Annotated in this window: 14 protein-coding genes; 6 read left to right on the top strand and 8 right to left on the bottom strand. The window is 70.1% G+C overall.

The genetic code is table 11. The annotated features are described in order from the left end of the window. The 3 genes from E1293_RS33840 to E1293_RS33830 all read right to left on the bottom strand — a co-directional run. The coding region (locus E1293_RS33840; RefSeq protein ID WP_132201908.1) for an alpha-L-rhamnosidase at positions 1-2709 on the bottom strand (2709 nt) is incomplete at its 3' end. A gap of 5 nt (positions 2710-2714) precedes the next feature. Continuing rightward, positions 2715-3536 (bottom strand): carbohydrate ABC transporter permease, encoded by an 822-nt coding sequence (locus E1293_RS33835; RefSeq protein ID WP_132201906.1) that lies wholly within the window; start codon positions 3534-3536, stop codon positions 2715-2717. Then, a complete protein-coding gene (locus E1293_RS33830) occupies positions 3533-4414 on the bottom strand; it encodes a carbohydrate ABC transporter permease (protein ID WP_132201904.1) in 882 nt (293 codons plus the stop codon). Before E1293_RS33830 ends, E1293_RS33835 begins: the two co-directional genes overlap by 4 nt. Positions 4415-4575: 161 nt before the next feature. Between E1293_RS33830 and E1293_RS33825 the strand changes: the two genes are divergently transcribed. Further along, positions 4576-5484, top strand: a complete 909-nt coding sequence (locus E1293_RS33825) for an AraC family transcriptional regulator (RefSeq protein WP_132201902.1) — start codon at positions 4576-4578, stop codon at positions 5482-5484. A 172-nt stretch (positions 5485-5656) separates the two neighbouring features. Beyond that, positions 5657-7006 (top strand): glycoside hydrolase family 47 protein, encoded by a 1350-nt coding sequence (locus tag E1293_RS33820; protein ID WP_207939248.1) that lies wholly within the window; start codon positions 5657-5659, stop codon positions 7004-7006. 6 nt (positions 7007-7012) lie between these two features. Here E1293_RS33820 and E1293_RS33815 read toward each other — a convergent pair whose 3' ends face one another. From E1293_RS33815 to E1293_RS33800, 4 genes are read right to left on the bottom strand one after another with little or no spacing between them, the layout of a single operon-like run. Continuing rightward, positions 7013-8683 carry a carboxylesterase/lipase family protein gene (locus tag E1293_RS33815; RefSeq protein WP_207939247.1) on the bottom strand — a complete coding sequence of 557 codons (1671 nt, stop codon included), beginning with the start codon at positions 8681-8683 and terminating at the stop codon, positions 7013-7015. Further along, positions 8680-9729 carry a fatty acid desaturase family protein gene (locus tag E1293_RS33810; protein WP_132201898.1) on the bottom strand — a complete coding sequence of 350 codons (1050 nt, stop codon included), beginning with the start codon at positions 9727-9729 and terminating at the stop codon, positions 8680-8682. The genes E1293_RS33815 and E1293_RS33810 overlap by 4 nt, the downstream gene beginning before the upstream one ends. Before the next feature lie 20 nt (positions 9730-9749). Next, the gene (locus E1293_RS33805; RefSeq protein WP_132201896.1) at positions 9750-10607 is read right to left on the bottom strand and encodes an alpha/beta fold hydrolase; all 858 of its coding nucleotides are present in this window, start codon (positions 10605-10607) and stop codon (positions 9750-9752) included. After that, positions 10604-11224: a GNAT family N-acetyltransferase gene (locus E1293_RS33800; protein ID WP_132201894.1), complete on the bottom strand. Its 621-nt coding sequence runs from the start codon at positions 11222-11224 to the stop codon at positions 10604-10606. The genes E1293_RS33805 and E1293_RS33800 overlap by 4 nt, the downstream gene beginning before the upstream one ends. A 137-nt stretch (positions 11225-11361) precedes the next feature. Here E1293_RS33800 and E1293_RS33795 point away from each other — a divergent pair, with 137 nt between their 5' ends. Continuing rightward, entirely contained in the window at positions 11362-12336 is a 975-nt protein-coding gene (locus tag E1293_RS33795) for a GntR family transcriptional regulator (protein ID WP_132201892.1), read from the top strand. A 22-nt stretch (positions 12337-12358) separates the two neighbouring features. Here E1293_RS33795 and E1293_RS33790 read toward each other — a convergent pair whose 3' ends face one another. Next, positions 12359-13033, bottom strand: coding sequence for a TetR/AcrR family transcriptional regulator (locus E1293_RS33790; RefSeq protein ID WP_132201890.1), 675 nt, complete (start codon positions 13031-13033; stop codon positions 12359-12361). Between the two features lie 169 nt (positions 13034-13202). Between E1293_RS33790 and E1293_RS33785 the strand changes: the two genes are divergently transcribed. From E1293_RS33785 to E1293_RS33775, 3 genes are all read left to right on the top strand, one after another. Further along, positions 13203-14444 (top strand): oxygenase MpaB family protein, encoded by a 1242-nt coding sequence (locus tag E1293_RS33785; RefSeq protein ID WP_132201888.1) that lies wholly within the window; start codon positions 13203-13205, stop codon positions 14442-14444. Positions 14445-14554: 110 nt separating this feature from the next. Then, the gene (locus E1293_RS33780) at positions 14555-14965 is read left to right on the top strand and encodes a ribonuclease domain-containing protein (RefSeq protein ID WP_207939245.1); all 411 of its coding nucleotides are present in this window, start codon (positions 14555-14557) and stop codon (positions 14963-14965) included. A 15-nt stretch (positions 14966-14980) separates the two neighbouring features. Beyond that, the coding region (locus E1293_RS33775; RefSeq protein WP_165978515.1) for a barstar family protein at positions 14981-15282 on the top strand (302 nt) is incomplete at its 3' end.

The raw sequence follows: 15282 nt of genomic DNA, 5'->3' as shown, positions 1-15282 counted from the left end.
GGATCGGACGGCGGCGGGGGGCGTCGCGGTGAAGTCGTGCGTGCCGCTGCCGAGGCGGACGGTCAGGGACCGGTCCGAGCGTTCGACAACGTGGGCGTCGCGCACCGGGGCGCCGTCCTGGCGCACACCGTCCGGAGCCTCGGTCGGGACGGTCAGCGTGGCGTCGGCGCCGGGCGGGACGGCGACCCGGATCCGCACCTCCCCCGCTTCGAGCGACCAGCCGCACTCGACGGTCCCGCGCGCGGTCTCCTGCCGGGCGCGGGCCCAGGTGAGCCCGCCGCCGACGGCGGGCGCGAACCGCAGGTCCCGGTAGGCGAGCGAGCCGGGGGCCTGGCCGATGCCGGCGACTCCGCCGTACAGCCATTCGCCGACCGAGCCGAGGCTGTAGTGGTTGAAGGAGTTCATCGCGGGCGGCTTGATGCCGTGCTCCTCGGTCCAGCCGTCCCAGCGCTCCCAGATCGTGGTGGCGTCGTGCCGGATCGAGTACGCCCAAGACGGGAACGTGTCCTGGTGCAGCAGGGCGTAGGCGAGGTCCTCGCGGCCGTGCGCCGCGAGGACCGGGCACAGCAGCGCCACGCCGACGAAACCGGTGGTCAGGTGGTGGTCGCGGGCCTCGATGTCGGCGGCGAGCCGGTCCACCGCGGCCGGTATCGCCCGTTCGGGGAGCAGGCCGAACGCCAGGGCCAGCAGGTAGCCGGTCTGGGTGCCGCCTGCCACCCGCCCTTCGGCGGTGTCGACGAAGGCGTCGATGAACGCGTCCCGGATGGCGGTGTGGAGGGCGTCGTAGTGCTTCGCGTCGGGCTCGGCGCCGAGGACTTCGGCGGTGCGGGCGACCAGTTCGGCGCTGCGGGCGAAGTACGCGGTCGCCACGACGTCTCGCGGGGTTTCGGCGTTGACCTGGAGCCAGTCGCCGTAGTGGTTGCCGACACGGTGGCGCCACAGCAGGCCGGGGTTCGCGCGGTGGACGTGGTCGACCCACGCCTTCATGGCGGGAAAGGCGCGTTCGAGCACCCGCCGGTCGCCGTACTCCCGGTACAGGTGCCAGGGGATGATCACTCCGCCGTCGCCCCAGGCGGGCGCCCCCTCGCGCGTCATGCAGATTTCCGGGACGACGTCGGGGAACGCCCCGTCGGCGTGCTGGGCGTCGACCACGTCCCGCATCCAGCGGGCGAAGAACGCCGACACGTCGGCGTTGCGGCACGCGGTCGGCAGGAACACCTGCGCGTCGGCGAGCCAGCCGAGCCGCTCGTCGCGCTGCGGGCAGTCGGTCGGGACGGACACGAAGTTGCCGCGCTGGCCCCAGCGGATGTTGGACTGCAGCCGCGTGACGGTCTCGTCCGAGCAGGCGAACTCGCCGGTCCACGGGGTGTCGCTGTGCAGGACGCGTCCGGTGACGTCGGCGGGCACGAGGTCGCCGGGGTACCCGGTGACCTCGGCGTAGCGGAAACCGTGGAAGGTGAAGCGCGGCTCGAACACCTCGACGCCGCGTCCGGCTGTCACGTAGACGTCGGTGGCCTCGGCCGTCCGCAGGTTGTCGACGTAGAGTCCGCCGTCGTCGAGGATCTCGGCGTGCCGCACCCGGATCCGCTGCCCGGCGGGCGCGCCGCGGACGGTCAGCCGGACGCGTCCCACCATGTTCTGCCCCAGGTCGACGATGAACCCGCCGTCCGGGCGGCGTTCCACCGAGCGGGCCGGAAGCTCGTCCAGTACCCGGACGGGACGGTCCGCCGCGGCCTCCAGGACGTCCGTGCCCGAGCCGGCGACCACCACCGGCGTCCAGTCGTGGTCGTCGTAGCCGGGCTCGTCCCAGCCGGGCAGGTCGCGGCGCGCGTCGACGTACTCGCCCATGAGCATGTCGGAGTACCTGATGGGACCGGCGTGCTCGCGCCACTCGCCGTCCGAGGCCACCCAGCGGCGCGAGCCGTCGGCGAAGTCCAGGAGAAGCCGGACGATCAGCTGCGGTGCGTCGCCGTAGTGCTGGGCCTGCCGCCGCGAGTCGAAGCCGACGAAGCCGCTCCACCAGCCGTCGGCCAGGATCGCGCCGATCGCGTTCTCGCCCTCGTGCAGCAGGTCGCCGACGTCGTAGGTCTGGTACGGCACGCGATGGCGGTACTCGGTCCAGCCGGGGGCGAGCTCCGCGTCGCCGACGCGGCGGCCGTTCAGGCGCAGCTCGTACAGGCCCCGCGCGCTGACGTACGCGCGTGCTCTCACCAGGGGCTTGCCGATGGTGAAGGCGCGCCGCAGGTGCGGGCAGTACGTCAGGTGCCGGGTCCTCTCCGAGCGGTCTTGCGCCGCCGGCGGATCCTGGGGCGGCGCCGCGTCCCGGTCACGGGCGATCCACACCGCCTGCCACTCGTCCGGGTGCAGCAGTCCCGTCTCGAACCACGAGCCGGCGGGGGCGGTCTCCTCGCCGCGCGCGTCCCAGACGGTGACGCGCCAGTGGTAGCGGGTCGACGACTGCAACGGCGGACCGTCGTAGGGCACCAGCAGCGTGCCGGGACCGGTGACGCGACCGGTGTCCCAGATGAGGCGTCCGGATCCCAGATCGGCTTCGGTGAGCGCGACGGTGAGCCGGTAGGCGCTCTGGACGTCGCCGCGCCGCGCCGAACGCAGCTTCCAGGACAGCCGGGGGGACGGCTCGTCCAGGCCGAGCGGCTCGTCGAGCATCTCGCAGGTCAGCCCGTAAGGGGTCAACGCGGAATCGGTCACCACGGTCATCCTTTGAGTCCTCCGGCGAAGCCCTTGATGATGTGCCGCTGCATGAGGAAGTAGACGGCCAGGATCGGGAGCATCGCCAGGACCAGCCCGGCGAAGACCAGGTTCCATTGCGAGACGTACTGCCCGAGGAAGCCGAAGACGGCGACGGGGATGGTCTGCTGGTCACTGCCGCTGAGGTAGAGGAAGGGGGTCAGGAAGTCGTTCCAGACGAAGATGGCGTTCAGGATGATCACCGTCCCGGTGACGGGGCGGAGCAGCGGGAACAGGACGCGCCAGAAGACCTGGACCGGGTGGGCGCCGTCGATGAGCGCGGCCTCCTCGTAGTCGCGCGGGATCGCCCGCAGGAACCCCACGTAGAGGAAGGTCGCGAACGGGATCTGGAGGCCGCTGTAGAACAGCACCAGCGACCACAGCGTGCCCAGCAGGTGCAGGTCGCGAATGGTCTGGTACAGCGGCAGCAGCGCCAGCTGGAACGGCAGCAGCAGCCCGAGCATGACCAGCAGGAACAGCCATCGCGACCAGCGGGCAGTCACCCGGGCGAGCGGGTAGGCGGCCATGGCCGCCAGCACCACGATCAATGCGACGCTCAGCGCGGTGACGACGACGCTGTTGACGATGGCGCCGGCCAGTCCGGCGTCCCGCCACGCGTCGGCGTAGTTCCGCAGCGTCGGGGACGTCGTCGGCATGATCACCGAGGAGCCGTCGCGCGGGTCCCGCAGCGACAGGTTGACCAGCACGTACAGCGGGAACGCCAGGACGGCGGTGACCGCGACCATCAGGATCTCGCGCAGGAGGGTGCGCGCCGTATAGCGGTTCACCGGGCCGCCGCCTTCTCCTGCCGCCGCAGCAGCCCGTACTGGCCGCTGGAGATGACCGCGACGAAGACCGTCAGGACGATGGCGATCGCGACGCTGTAGCCGTACTCGTTGAACTGGAAGGCGTTCTTGTAGAGGAGCGTCGACAGGGTCTCGGTCGAGCTGCCCGGCCCGCCGGCGGTCATCACCCACACCTGGTCGAACAGCTTCAGCCCGCCGATGATCGACAGCATCAGGTTGATGGTCGTCGCGGGCGCGAGCAGCGGCAGCACGATGCCGCGGAACCGCTGCCAGGCGCTCGCTCCGTCGACCGCCGCGGCCTCCAGGATCTCGGCGGGGATGCTCTGCAGCCCGGCCAGGAAGATGACCATCGAATAGCCGGCGAACTGCCAGACGATGACGCCGATGACGCTGCCCAGGGCCAGATTCCCTTGGCCGAGCCAGTTCTGCTGCCAGGAACCGAGGCCGACACCGTCCAGCAGGCTGTTGACCGCGCCGTCGGGCGCCAGCATGTACTTCCACAGCGCCGCGGTGACGACCGGCGTCATCACCGCCGGCGCGAACAGCAGTACCCGCAGCACGAACCGGCTCTTCACCAGGCTGTGCACGCCCATCGCCAGCGCCAGCCCCAGCGCGTTCTGGACCACGGTGATCGCCACCGCGATGATCAGCGTCTGGCGGAGCGCACCGCGCGCCGCCGGATCCGACCACATCTGCCGGAAGTTGCCGAGGCCCACGAAATGCTTGGCCGGGCTCAGCCCGTCCCAGTCGGTGAACGCGAGCCCCGCCCCCTTGACGCTCGGCACCAGCACCACGAACGCGTACAGGGCGAGGGCGGGAAGCACGAACCACCAGGGCGTCCGCGCCCGCTGTACGGACATCAGCACCTCCCAACACCATGCGCTCACGTGCACGGCGAACGTCACCGGCTAAGGAGGGATCGTGCGCCCGCCGCCATGGAGGCCGATAGCCCGCAATGGCCCTGCGGTAGCACGATGTTCACCTCATCTCGACGAGAGCGAACCGGGTTAGGGTGCCCGCCATGGAGGAACCACCGGTCGGGACGGCCAAGGGGCTGCTGTACTTCACCGACGGCTCCCTGGCCTACGCGGGCCACTACATCCACGAGGACCGCGCCGAGGTCCACACGCACAGCTTCATGGAGATCGCCGTGGTCACCGGCGGCCAGGGGACGCACCGGTCCCTCGACGGGCGCAGAGACCTCCAGGTCGGGGAGGTCATCCTGCTGCGGCCAGGCGTCTGGCACGGCTACGAGGACTGCCAGAGCCTCGACCTGTACAACTGCTGCTTCAGCACCGAGCTCCTGCACCGCGAACTCGCCTGGACGCGCGAGGACCCCCTGCTCGGCTACCTCCTGTGGACCGCGCCCAACTCCATGCAGCGCCGCGGCATGCTCACCGCCCACCTCGATGCACAATCGCTCAAAGCATCTGTCGTTCACCTGGACGCACTGGACCGGCTCAGCCACCAGAGCATCGACCAGCACCGCGGCGACATCATCGGACGGCTCACCCTGTTCCTCAGCCACCTGGCCCGCGCCGTCGCCGAACAGCGCGCCCCCGGCTCAGGGCCGTCCCACCCGGCGGTCGTGCAGGCGATGCGGCTCCTGGAGGCGCGCCTGGCCCACCGCTGGACGCTCACCGAACTCGCCGCCGAACTGCACCTGTCCGCCCGCTACCTGGTGCGGATCTTCAAGACCACGACCGGCCTCCCGCCGATGGCCTACCTGGCCCAGCACCGCGTCGAGACCGCAGCCTCGCTGCTGCTGCACACCGACCAGTCCGTCACCCAGATCGGCCAGGCCGTCGGCTGGGCGGACCAGAACTACTTCGCCCGCCGCTTCAAGGCCCACTACGGCCTCTCCGCCACCACCTACCGCCAACGCTTCACCCACAACGCCGTAGCCCTTCGCGCCTGCCCGCCCACGTAGGCCGTTTGTGGTCACGTTGGTGGTCACGGGTCCCGGGCGGTGGTACGAGTTACTTGATCAACAGCGTCGTCGTCCCGGACGGTGAGAAGTGCGATCTCGCTCCCCCATCGCGCGCAGAAGAGTCCTTGCGATCTCGGCGGGTCTCGTGGCCGCCGGCGCTCTGCCACCAGGTGTGGCGCATGCGGCCCCCGGCCAGGCGGGCCGGCGGGACTGGCGTCCCGTCGCGCAGGACGTGCGCCGCGAAATGCTGCACACCTGGAACGCCTATAAAAGGCTCGCCTGGGGACACGACCATCTGCTTCCGGTGAGCGGCGGGCATGGCGAGTTCTTCGACGACGCCCATCCCGTGGGGCTCACCATTGTCGAGGCCCTCGACACGCTCTATCTGATGGGGCTCGACAGGGAACTGGCCGAGGGCGTCGATTGGGTGAAGAAGAACCTCGACTTCGGTGCGGTCAACGCCGATGTCCAGGTTTTCGAGACCAACATCCGGATGGTGGGCGGCCTGCTCTCCGGTTACCTCGCCACGGGCGACCGGGCACTGCTCCGGCACGCCCGGCGGATCGCCGACATCCTGATGCCCTGCTTCGACCGGTCGCCGACGGGTATCCCGTACCGCCGCGTCAACCCGAGCACGGGCGAGATCAGCGGGGTCACCAACCCGCTGGCGGAGGTCGGCACCATCATCGCCGAGTTCGGCACGCTGTCCCGGCTGACCGGCGACCCGCGGTACCACCGGGCGGCCAGGAAAGCGATGAAAGCGGTGCTCGACCGGCGTTCCGAACTCGGCCTTCTCGGCACGGAGATCAATGTCGAGACCGGCGAGTGGGTCAACGGCACCGCGACGATCCATCCGCCGGTCGACTCGTTCTACGAATACGTCTGGGATGCGTGGGACCTGTTCGGCGACCGCGAGTTCCGCGACCTTTACAGGACGTTGACCCGGGCCATTCTCAAGCACGAGTCCACCACCATCGACGGCCACCTGTGGTTCGCCCAGGTCGACAAGGACGACGGCGGGACGGTCTCGACCGAGCAGTCCGAACTCGGCTCGTTCTACGCGGGACTGCTCGGCCAGAGCGGCCACCGGCGGCTCGGCGACTCCTATCTCGCCTCGTGGGCCTCCGTGCTCGACCGGTTCCCGGTGCTGCCCGAGGGCTATGACCCCTCGTCCGGGACCGCGACCGCGAAGGGCAACCAGCTCCGGCCGGAGTACGTCGACTCCTGCTTCAACCTGTGGCTCACCGCGGGGCCGAACCGTCCTGCGGGAGAGCGCTACCGGGAACTGGCCTACGACTACTACGTGCGGCAGAAGAAGCACTCCCGCGTCCCCAACGGCTGGACGGTCATCGACGACGTCACCGTCTCGCCCGTGAAGCACGGCGACCTCACCTCGGGCTACTGGTGGTCCGAGCAGATGAAGTACTGGTACCTCATGTTCACCGACGCCCCCCGCTTCGACTACCGGCGCGGCTACCTGTCGACGGAAGGCAACGCCCTCCGCGGCCTCCGCCGCTCGTAGTCCGGCCTAGGGACGGCCGGGCTTCGCCATCTTCGCCCAGAAGGCGAGGTGGTGCTCGGCGGCCAGGTCGACCGGGCGGATGCCGCCGTCGCCCGGAGCGAGGGACTGGACGTGCGGGGTGCGTCCGCCGGCCGTCGTGAACCTCGGCCACGCGGGGCCGCCGTCCCTCGCCGGGTCGCCCGACGCCGCGAAGCCCGTCCAGTAGCCGATCATCTGGTCGGCGAGCCGCTGCTGCTCGGCGTCGAGCTTGGGCGGCATGCCGCCGAGGTCGAACAGGTACCACAGCTCGGAGGCGTGCTGGGCGCCCATCGGCATCTTCGGCGGCGCGGGCGACAGCGCGGGCGGGTTCGGGTCGGCGAACTCGAACTGGTACACCGGCACCTGCCGGGAGAGCGTCCGGGACATGGCGTACTGCGTGTACGCCCACTTGCGGTCGGTGGCGATCGCCGACCAGGCCAGCGCGGCCGAGTCGTAGGACGAGCGCGGGTACTCGGCCCGGACCGCCGCCTCGTCCTTGCCGAACGTCTCGGCCATCACCGCATTGAAGGTCTGCTCGGTCATGGGCTTGCGCTGGCCGCCGCCCGCGTCGTCGTAGATCGCCGTGCTCTGGGTGGCCTCGTCGCGGGTGTTCCCCGACAGCACCGGCATGTGGTGGTAGCGCCCGGCGCGCAGCGCGTCGGAAGGCCGCTGCGGCAGCACATCGGTGCCGTATGCCGGATAGATGTACTTCCCCAGTACCGGCAGCAGCTTGTCCACGGGCAGCCCGCGCAGGCAGGCGATGACCGCCTGGTCGTCGCCGGTGCAGCCGAGGCCGGCGGCGGTCTCCCGGCCATGCGCCTGGACGGCCGCGAGCGGCTGGAGGATGTCCCCGGCCGGCTGCTTGCGGTAGTCGAAGTTCTCGAGCCAGCCGTGGGAGCAGGCCCCGCTCTCCAGGACGGCCTTGCCGAACAGCCCCTTCGCGCTCGGCGACGTGAGGTGCGCGCAGCCGCTGATCGCACCGGCGGACTGGCCGGCGAACGTGACGTTGCGGGGGTCCCCGCCGAATCCGGCGATGTTGCGCTGGACCCAGGACAGGGCGGCCTGCTGGTCCTTCAGGCCGTACGTTCCGGAGCCCTCCAGCCCGGGGTGGCCGAAGAAGCCGAACACGCCGAGCCGGTAGTTGACGGACACGACGACGACGTCGCCCTTGGCCGCCATCCGCTGGGCGCCGTAGTTGCTTCCCGCACCCATGTAGTAGCCGCCGCCGGGCACCCACACGACCACCGGCCTGGGCTTGGACGGGGCACCGGCAGGCACGGTCACGTTGAGGTTGAGGCAGTCCTCGTTCTTGCTTCCGCTGGGGATCTCGCCAGGGTTCTGCGGGCACGCCGGGCCAGGCTTCGTCGCGTCCCGCACGGTCTGCCACGGCGACGGCGGCCGGGGAGGCGTCCAGCGCAGGCCGCCCACCGGCGGCGCGGCGTAGGGGATGCCCTGGAAGACGCGGACGTTCCCGTCCGCCTTGCCGCGCACCGGTCCGTACTCGGTTCGGACGACATCATTGGGAGCCTTGTCCGCCACCCCGGTCTGTTCCACCGCGCGGAGCGCCGCGGGTTCGTCATCGGCGCACGACGTCACGGCGCCCACCATTCCGGTCAGTGCGAGCAGCGCCAGTGGCAGGCGCCGGTTCCGGACCTTCATGTCATGCCCCTCTCTGTGGTGCCTTGTTCCGCCACCTCACGCATGTGCCGCAGTGCGTCCCGGTAGGACGTCAGCAGGCCCGTCTCCGTGTAGGTCATTCCGACAGCCGCGCAGTGCTCGCGCACCAGCGGCCGGACGCTCCGCAGGTTGCACCGCGGGATCCCTGGGAACAGGTGGTGCTCGATCTGGTAGTTCAGGCCGCCCATCAGCCAGTCGGTCACCACACCGCCGCGCACGTTCCGCGACGTCAGCACCTGCCGACGCAGATGACCCCACCGCTCGCCCGGCTCGGGCATCGCCATCCCCTTGTGGTTGGGCGCGAACACCGCACCCAGATGCACCCCGAACAGCGCATGCTGCAACGCCATCAGCGCCAGCGCCTGACCCACCGGAAGCAGCGAGAACACCAGCACCAAATACCCGACCGCGTGAACGAGCAGCAGACCACCCTCCACCACCTGGTCACGACGCGACCGCCCCCGCAGGAACAGCACACTGCCGATCTTCAGATTCACGCCCTCCAGCGTCAGCAGCGGAAAGAACAACGCCGCCTGATGCCGCGCCACCCACCGCAGCGCACCCCGCTTGCCTGCCGCCTGCTCCTCCGTCCACGCGAGCACACCCTCCCCCACGTCGGGGTCCTTGCCGACATGGTTCGGGTTCGCGTGATGCCGGTTGTGCTTGTCGTTCCACCAGCCGCTCCCCATCCCCAGCAGCAGGTTGCCGAGCAGCAGCCCCAGCCACCGGTTCGCGCGGGCGCTCCGCGCGATCTGCCGGTGCCCCGAGTCATGGCCCAGGAAGGCCGTCCGGGCAGCTGCCACCGCCAGCGGGATGCCGAGCAGGACCGTCCACCAGCCGTCCCCTGCCCAGGCCACCGCCGCCCACAGCGCGGCGGTGGCGGCCAGGTTCAGGCCGATCGCCCGCGCGTAGTAGCCGCGGCGCCGGTCCAGTAGCCCGCTGTCGCGGACGCGCCGCGCCAACGGGGCGAAGTCACTGCCGGACGGACGGACGGCCCGAGCCGGCGGAGCGTCCAAGGTCGTGGACATCGAGTCTCCTTTCACGAGAGTCACGGAGCCGCTAGATCGGAGAAGATCTCCACCAGTTCCGACCGGTCGAACGGCCCCACGTGGGGTGCCGCGACGCTTCGCACGTCGGTCGGGTTGTCCGGGGTGAGGCGGTCGGCCTCGGCGATGAACCGGTCCTGCAGCGCGAGCGGAATCAGCCGGTCGCGGGTGAATCGCACATAGGTGCGCGGGATCCGGCCCCAGGTCTCCGCCTCGCCGCGGGCCTCGGACAGGGGGATGGCGGCGGTCTCGTCCGGCTCAAGCCAATGGAGCAGCCGGCTCACCGCCTCGTCGGTGAAGTCGCCGGCGAGGCATTCCTTGATGCCGCGGATCACCGCCGGGTCGGCCGTGCGCCAATTGATGCGGGTCACTCCCAGGGTCGCCGGATCGGCGACCAGCGCCTGGGTCACCTGGGGGAGCAGGCTGTCCTCGTTCTCGGGCGTGGTGAGGTACGCGGTCAGGGTCGGCAGGTCCACGCAGCAGTAGGCCGCGACGTAGACGACCCGGTCGAGCAGGTCGGGGACGGCGTTGCCGACCCTGCTGACGGTGACGCCGCCCTGGCTGGCGCCGGCGAGGATCACCGGCCCGTGGCGGTATGCGCGGCGCACCACGTCCACGACGCGCTCGACGTAGTCGTCGATGGTGAACCCGGCGAGCGGCGACGGCTCGGTCGCCAGCGCCTCCAGGTCCTGCGGGGCCTGGTACGCACGCGGAACGACCGCTTCGTTCCCGTGGCCCGGAAGGTCGACGGCCACCCCTCGGTGCCCGCGCAGGGCGAGTTCGCCGATCAGACCCGACCACATGAACGAGGGGGCGTTGGTGCCGTGGATGAACACCAGGGTCGGCTGCTTCGTCGTCATCGCTGTTCTCCCTTGCTGCCGTGGATTGCCGGCCGCCGCCACATCGGCCACAGAAGCGGGCTGTCCTCCACCTGGACCGGTTCGCCCAGGTCCTCGAACCCATGCCGCTGGTAGAGGGCGCGGCTCCGGGGAGAACTCGCCTCCAGATACGCGGCGAGCCCGTCACGGTCGGCCCGCTCCAGCCGGTGCCGCAGCAGCGCCGAGCCGAGTCCGGCGCCCTGCCTTCCGCTCACCACCCCCATGCATGGGAGATAGAGGTGCGGCTCGCTATCGGGGTGCCGCTCGGCCAGTGCCTGCCCCAGCGCCCGCAACCGCGCGCCGCTCTCACCGAAGACCGAGCCCCGCTCCCCCTGCTCCTCATCGGCCGTCCGGCCTGCGGCCGGCGTCAGCCAGACCGAGGCGCCCTCGTCCTGGCCGGCCAGGTACGCCTCGCCGTCAGGGTGGTTGATCAGGGGACGGTAGAAGTGCGCCTGGAGGCGGCCTCGCTCGTCCGCGTCCGGGAAGAGCCAGCAGACGAGGGGGTCGTTGGTGAACGCCTCCGTGAGGACGTCCACCACGACCTGCTCGTCCGTGGCATCCGCTTGCCGTACGGTTGCGTACGACGTATTTGATGTCATGCGTACAAGGTATCGACGCCGTACAGACACGCAGCATGGGTGCGTTTTATCCGCGAAACGAAGTGTACTGGTATTGCGATTATTGAACTAGTACACTGTCGGTCGGCAGCGACGTCGCCGATGGATCGGAGAGCCCTGTGTCGTCGTCATCACAGCGACCGGATCCGCCCTACCGGCGGATCGTGACCGAGATCGGGGCCCGGATCCTGACCGGCGATCTGCGGCCCGGCGACCGGGTGCCCTCCGTCCGGCAGATCGCCCAGCGGTGGGGTGTCGCGATCGCGACCGCGACCAAGGTGATCGCGACCCTCCGCGAGGAAGGGCTGATCGAGGCGAAGGTCGGTTCCGGCTCGGTGGTCAAGGCGCAGCCGGACCGGAAACCGCCGGGCGGCGCGGGTTCGCCGGCGAACCCGCCGCCGGCCGGGCCCGCCAAGCGGGTACTCGACCGCAAGCACGTTCTCAGCACCGCCATCGCGATCGCCGACACCGAGGGGCTCGACGCGCTGACCATGCGGCGGCTGGCGGCCGAACTCGGCGTCGGCCCGATGTCGCTCTACCGGCACGTGGCGAACAAGGACGACCTCGTGGAGCAGATGGCCGACGAGACCTTCCGCGAGTCAGAGCTCCCCGCCGCCGGACCGGAGGGGTGGCGGGCCAAGCTCGAACTGATCTCCCGCCAGGAATGGGAGCTGTGCCGGCGGCACCTCTGGCTGCCTAGGGCCGTCTCGTTCACTCGTCCGCTGCTCGTGCCCACCATGCTGACGCACACCGAGTGGATCCTGCGCGCACTCGACGGGCTCGGGCTTCCCATGGCGACACGGTTCCAAGAAGCGCTCACGCTGCACCGGCTGGTCATCACCGTCGCCCTGTCCATGGCGGACGAAGCCGAAGCGGAACAGGAGACCGGAGTACCGCTCGCCCTTTGGCGGCTGGAACAGCGGAAGCGCGCCGGCGATCTCCTCCACAGCGGACGGTACCCACTGCTGGCGACGATCCAAGAGGAAACGACATCGGACCTGGACGGACTGTTCGAGTACGGCCTCGCACGCCACCTCGACGGCTTCGCCGTCCTGCTGAAAGACCAAGCCCGAACACGGCTCGGCGCGAGGTAGGCCGGCCGGCTCCCGCCCGCGGTCAGGGGTTGCGGGGTTCCAGCATGGGGACGAGGAAGCGCCGGGCGATCGCGGCCAGTTGGTCGTCGTCGTCGAGGTCGACGAGGTGGCTGGGGATCGCAAGGAAGGACGCGGAGATCCGGACCATCATCTCGGCCACGAAGTCGACGTCCAGGTCGCCGGAGACAGTGCCGGCGTGCTGCTCCCGGCGGAGCTGCCCCGCGACGAACCGCCGCACGACGGCCACGGTCCGCCCGCCGTCGTTGATCATCGAGGGCACGACCGTGTCCGGCTCGGTGGCCATCAGGCCGCCGATCAGCGGGTTGCCGCGGATCGCGCGCAGCGAGCTCACGAAGCCCAGCACCACCCGGTCGGCGGCCGTCTCGGCCCGCCGGATGTCGGCCAGGAACCGGTCGAAGTACCGGCGGAACTCCCGGCGCACCACCTGCTCGACGAGCGCGTCCTTGGTGGCGAACCGCCGGTAGACGGTGATCCGCGAGACCCCGGCCCGCCGGGCTACGTCCTCCATGGTGGACCGCTGGATGCCCATCCGGGAGAACTGCTCGTAGGCCGCGTCGAGGATGCGCGAGATGGACTCGTCCGGGTCGCCGGCGTGCTCGACGGCGTCGACGTAGGCGCGTTCGAGCAGCGACTCCCGCTCCGGGGCCGCCGCGATGAAGGACAGCACGGGTTCCACGATCGCCTCCCGGACGATGATTCTGTCCCAATCGCGAACGTTCGTCACGTTGGGTCTTGTGATGGCCCTCACGGTGTGCTGTCATGAGTGCCGCTGGTACTGATACGCGGATGCGAACCTTGTTTCATCGTATCAGGAAGCGCTCTCGGCCCCGAGGAGGAGCGAAGGCATGGAGAAACCCAGCAGGCGGAACGTGCTCATGGCGGGCGGGACGTTGGGCGCACTCGGTGCGCTGACCGTCGCGACGCCCGCGAGGGCGAACTCACTGTGGACGTGGTCCCCCAAGGGCTCGGTCGTGGGCGCGGGCAAGGGCGCCGACCCGAAGTGGGTGTGGGACGAGGCGGCCGACCCGCTCGTCGCCTCCCTGCTCGACGGCGCCGACGTCACCGAGATCAACAAGCTGCTGAAGACCTGGACCAAGAACGGCCAGGCGCTGCCCGCCGGGCTGCCCGCCGAGCTGCGCGCCTTCATCGAGGACGCCCGCGCGCTGCCGTCCTGGGCGGACCAGGGCAAGCTCGCCAAGGCCTTCGAGTTCAACCAGAAGCGCGGACTCTACCTCGGCGTCACCTACGGCTTCGCCAGCGGGATGATGAGCACGGCCATCCCGCACGAGGCCCGCGCGGTCTACTACTCCAAGGGCGGTGCGGACATGCGGGACCGCATCACCAAGACCGCCAAGCTCGGCTACGACATCGGCACCGAGAAGGCGTTCGCGCCCGACGGCGAGATGATCGTGACCTGCGTCAAGACGCGGCTGGCGCACGCCGGCGTCCGGCACCTGCTGCCGAAGTCGGCGTACTGGACCAAGGTCGCCGACGAGAAGATCCCGATCAGCCAGGCCGACATGATGGTCACCTGGCACAGCCTGCCCACGACCGTCATGAAGGAGCTGGCGAAGTGGGGGATCAAGATCCCCGCCGACGAGTCCGCCGCCTTCCTGCACTCCTGGCAGCTGACCGCGCACATGCTCGGCATCCTGGACGAGTACATCCCGAACTCGTGGGACGAGGCCGACGCCCAGGCCGCGCAGGTGCTGGACCCGATCCTGGCGCCCACCCCCGAGGGCATCAAGCTCGCCGACATGCTGCTCAACCTCGCCGCCTTCGTCGACGGCGGCATCCTCACCAAGCACATCCTCGGCGCGCTCACCCGGTACGTGCTCGGTGCCGAGATCGCCGCCTGGCTGAAGATCCCCGAGGAGCCGGTGTGGGACCCGGTCTTCGAGAACCTCTGGCCGCCGTTCGTCGCCGTCCGCGAGGGCCTCCTCGACATCACCAAGGCGCCCAAGGGGCTGCGGGACGTCTACTGGGTCTTCGACGAGATCATCCGCCAGGGCGTGCTGCTCATCCTGTCCGGGGCGAACTACCCGATCAGCATCGAGATCCCCCAGACCAACAACCCGAACTACTGACCCGCCGCAAAGCAGGCTCTTCCGACGGGAGAGCCTGCTTTTCGCGTGAAACGCTACAGTCACGGAAGAGGGATGATCTCCCTCGGAGGTTCTCGTTCACAGGAGGCCCTGTGCTCAGCAAGCGCTCCCAACCATCCTGGACGAAGCGGGCGACCGTCACCCTGGCCGCCGCGACCTGCGCGATGGGCGTCACCGCCAACGTCCCCGCAAGCGCAACCGTCTACGACTCCTGCACGGTCTCACGCTGCTCCGATGGCAGCGACGCCGCCTCGGTATGGGCGGGGAAGGGATGGCCGTCCTCATCGGGCTGGTACTCCTGGCCTGACGGCAAGTACAACTACACCGGCGGCGTCTACCACAACTACGACGGGCAGCTCCCCGCCAGCGCCACCTACCACGAGTACGACGTGTACTCGCGCGCGAAGGGCGCCTCCCGGGACGCCTACCGGATCGTCCACAGCAGCAGCGGCACGGTCTACTTCTCCCCGAACCACTACACCGACTTCTACAAGCTCTCCTAGAACGGGGCCCGCCGGATGACCTCGCCGCCACCCTGGCTGACGCTGACCAGCGACCCGGTGCCGGGCGCGGTCATCGACGGGCATACCTGCCGGACCCGCGCCGCCTTCTTCCGCGAGGCGGCGCGGGCTCTCGGGTTCCCCGCCCACTTCGGCCACAACTGGGACGCGTTCCTGGACAGCCTGCGCGACCTCGACCGGCCCGTCCTCACCGTGTCGAACGCCGACGAACTTCTGGCGGACGAGGACCCGCGCCAGTTCGCGATCCTCCTCGACATCTGCGCCGAGAGCGCTCTTCCCACGACCCTCGCCGCCTCCCC

Origin of the sequence: Actinomadura darangshiensis (genome assembly GCF_004349235.1) — a bacterium.
Taxonomy (GTDB): domain Bacteria; phylum Actinomycetota; class Actinomycetes; order Streptosporangiales; family Streptosporangiaceae; genus Spirillospora; species Spirillospora darangshiensis.
The sequence above is the reverse complement of the archived record's forward strand: the minus strand, read 5'-3'. Positions and strand labels throughout refer to the sequence as shown.

Bases quoted from the DNA above. Each gene is read 5' to 3' on its own strand.
- E1293_RS33830 (WP_132201904.1), bottom strand. From the start codon at position 4,414: ATGTCCGTACAGCGGGCGCGGACGCCCTGGTGGTTCGTGCTTCCCGCC.
- E1293_RS33825 (WP_132201902.1), top strand. From the start codon at position 4,576: ATGGAGGAACCACCGGTCGGGACGGCCAAGGGGCTGCTGTACTTCACC.
- E1293_RS33815 (WP_207939247.1), bottom strand. From the start codon at position 8,683: ATGAAGGTCCGGAACCGGCGCCTGCCACTGGCGCTGCTCGCACTGACC.
- E1293_RS33810 (WP_132201898.1), bottom strand. From the start codon at position 9,729: ATGTCCACGACCTTGGACGCTCCGCCGGCTCGGGCCGTCCGTCCGTCC.
- E1293_RS33805 (WP_132201896.1), bottom strand. From the start codon at position 10,607: ATGACGACGAAGCAGCCGACCCTGGTGTTCATCCACGGCACCAACGCC.
- E1293_RS33800 (WP_132201894.1), bottom strand. From the start codon at position 11,224: ATGACATCAAATACGTCGTACGCAACCGTACGGCAAGCGGATGCCACG.
- E1293_RS33785 (WP_132201888.1), top strand. From the start codon at position 13,203: ATGGAGAAACCCAGCAGGCGGAACGTGCTCATGGCGGGCGGGACGTTG.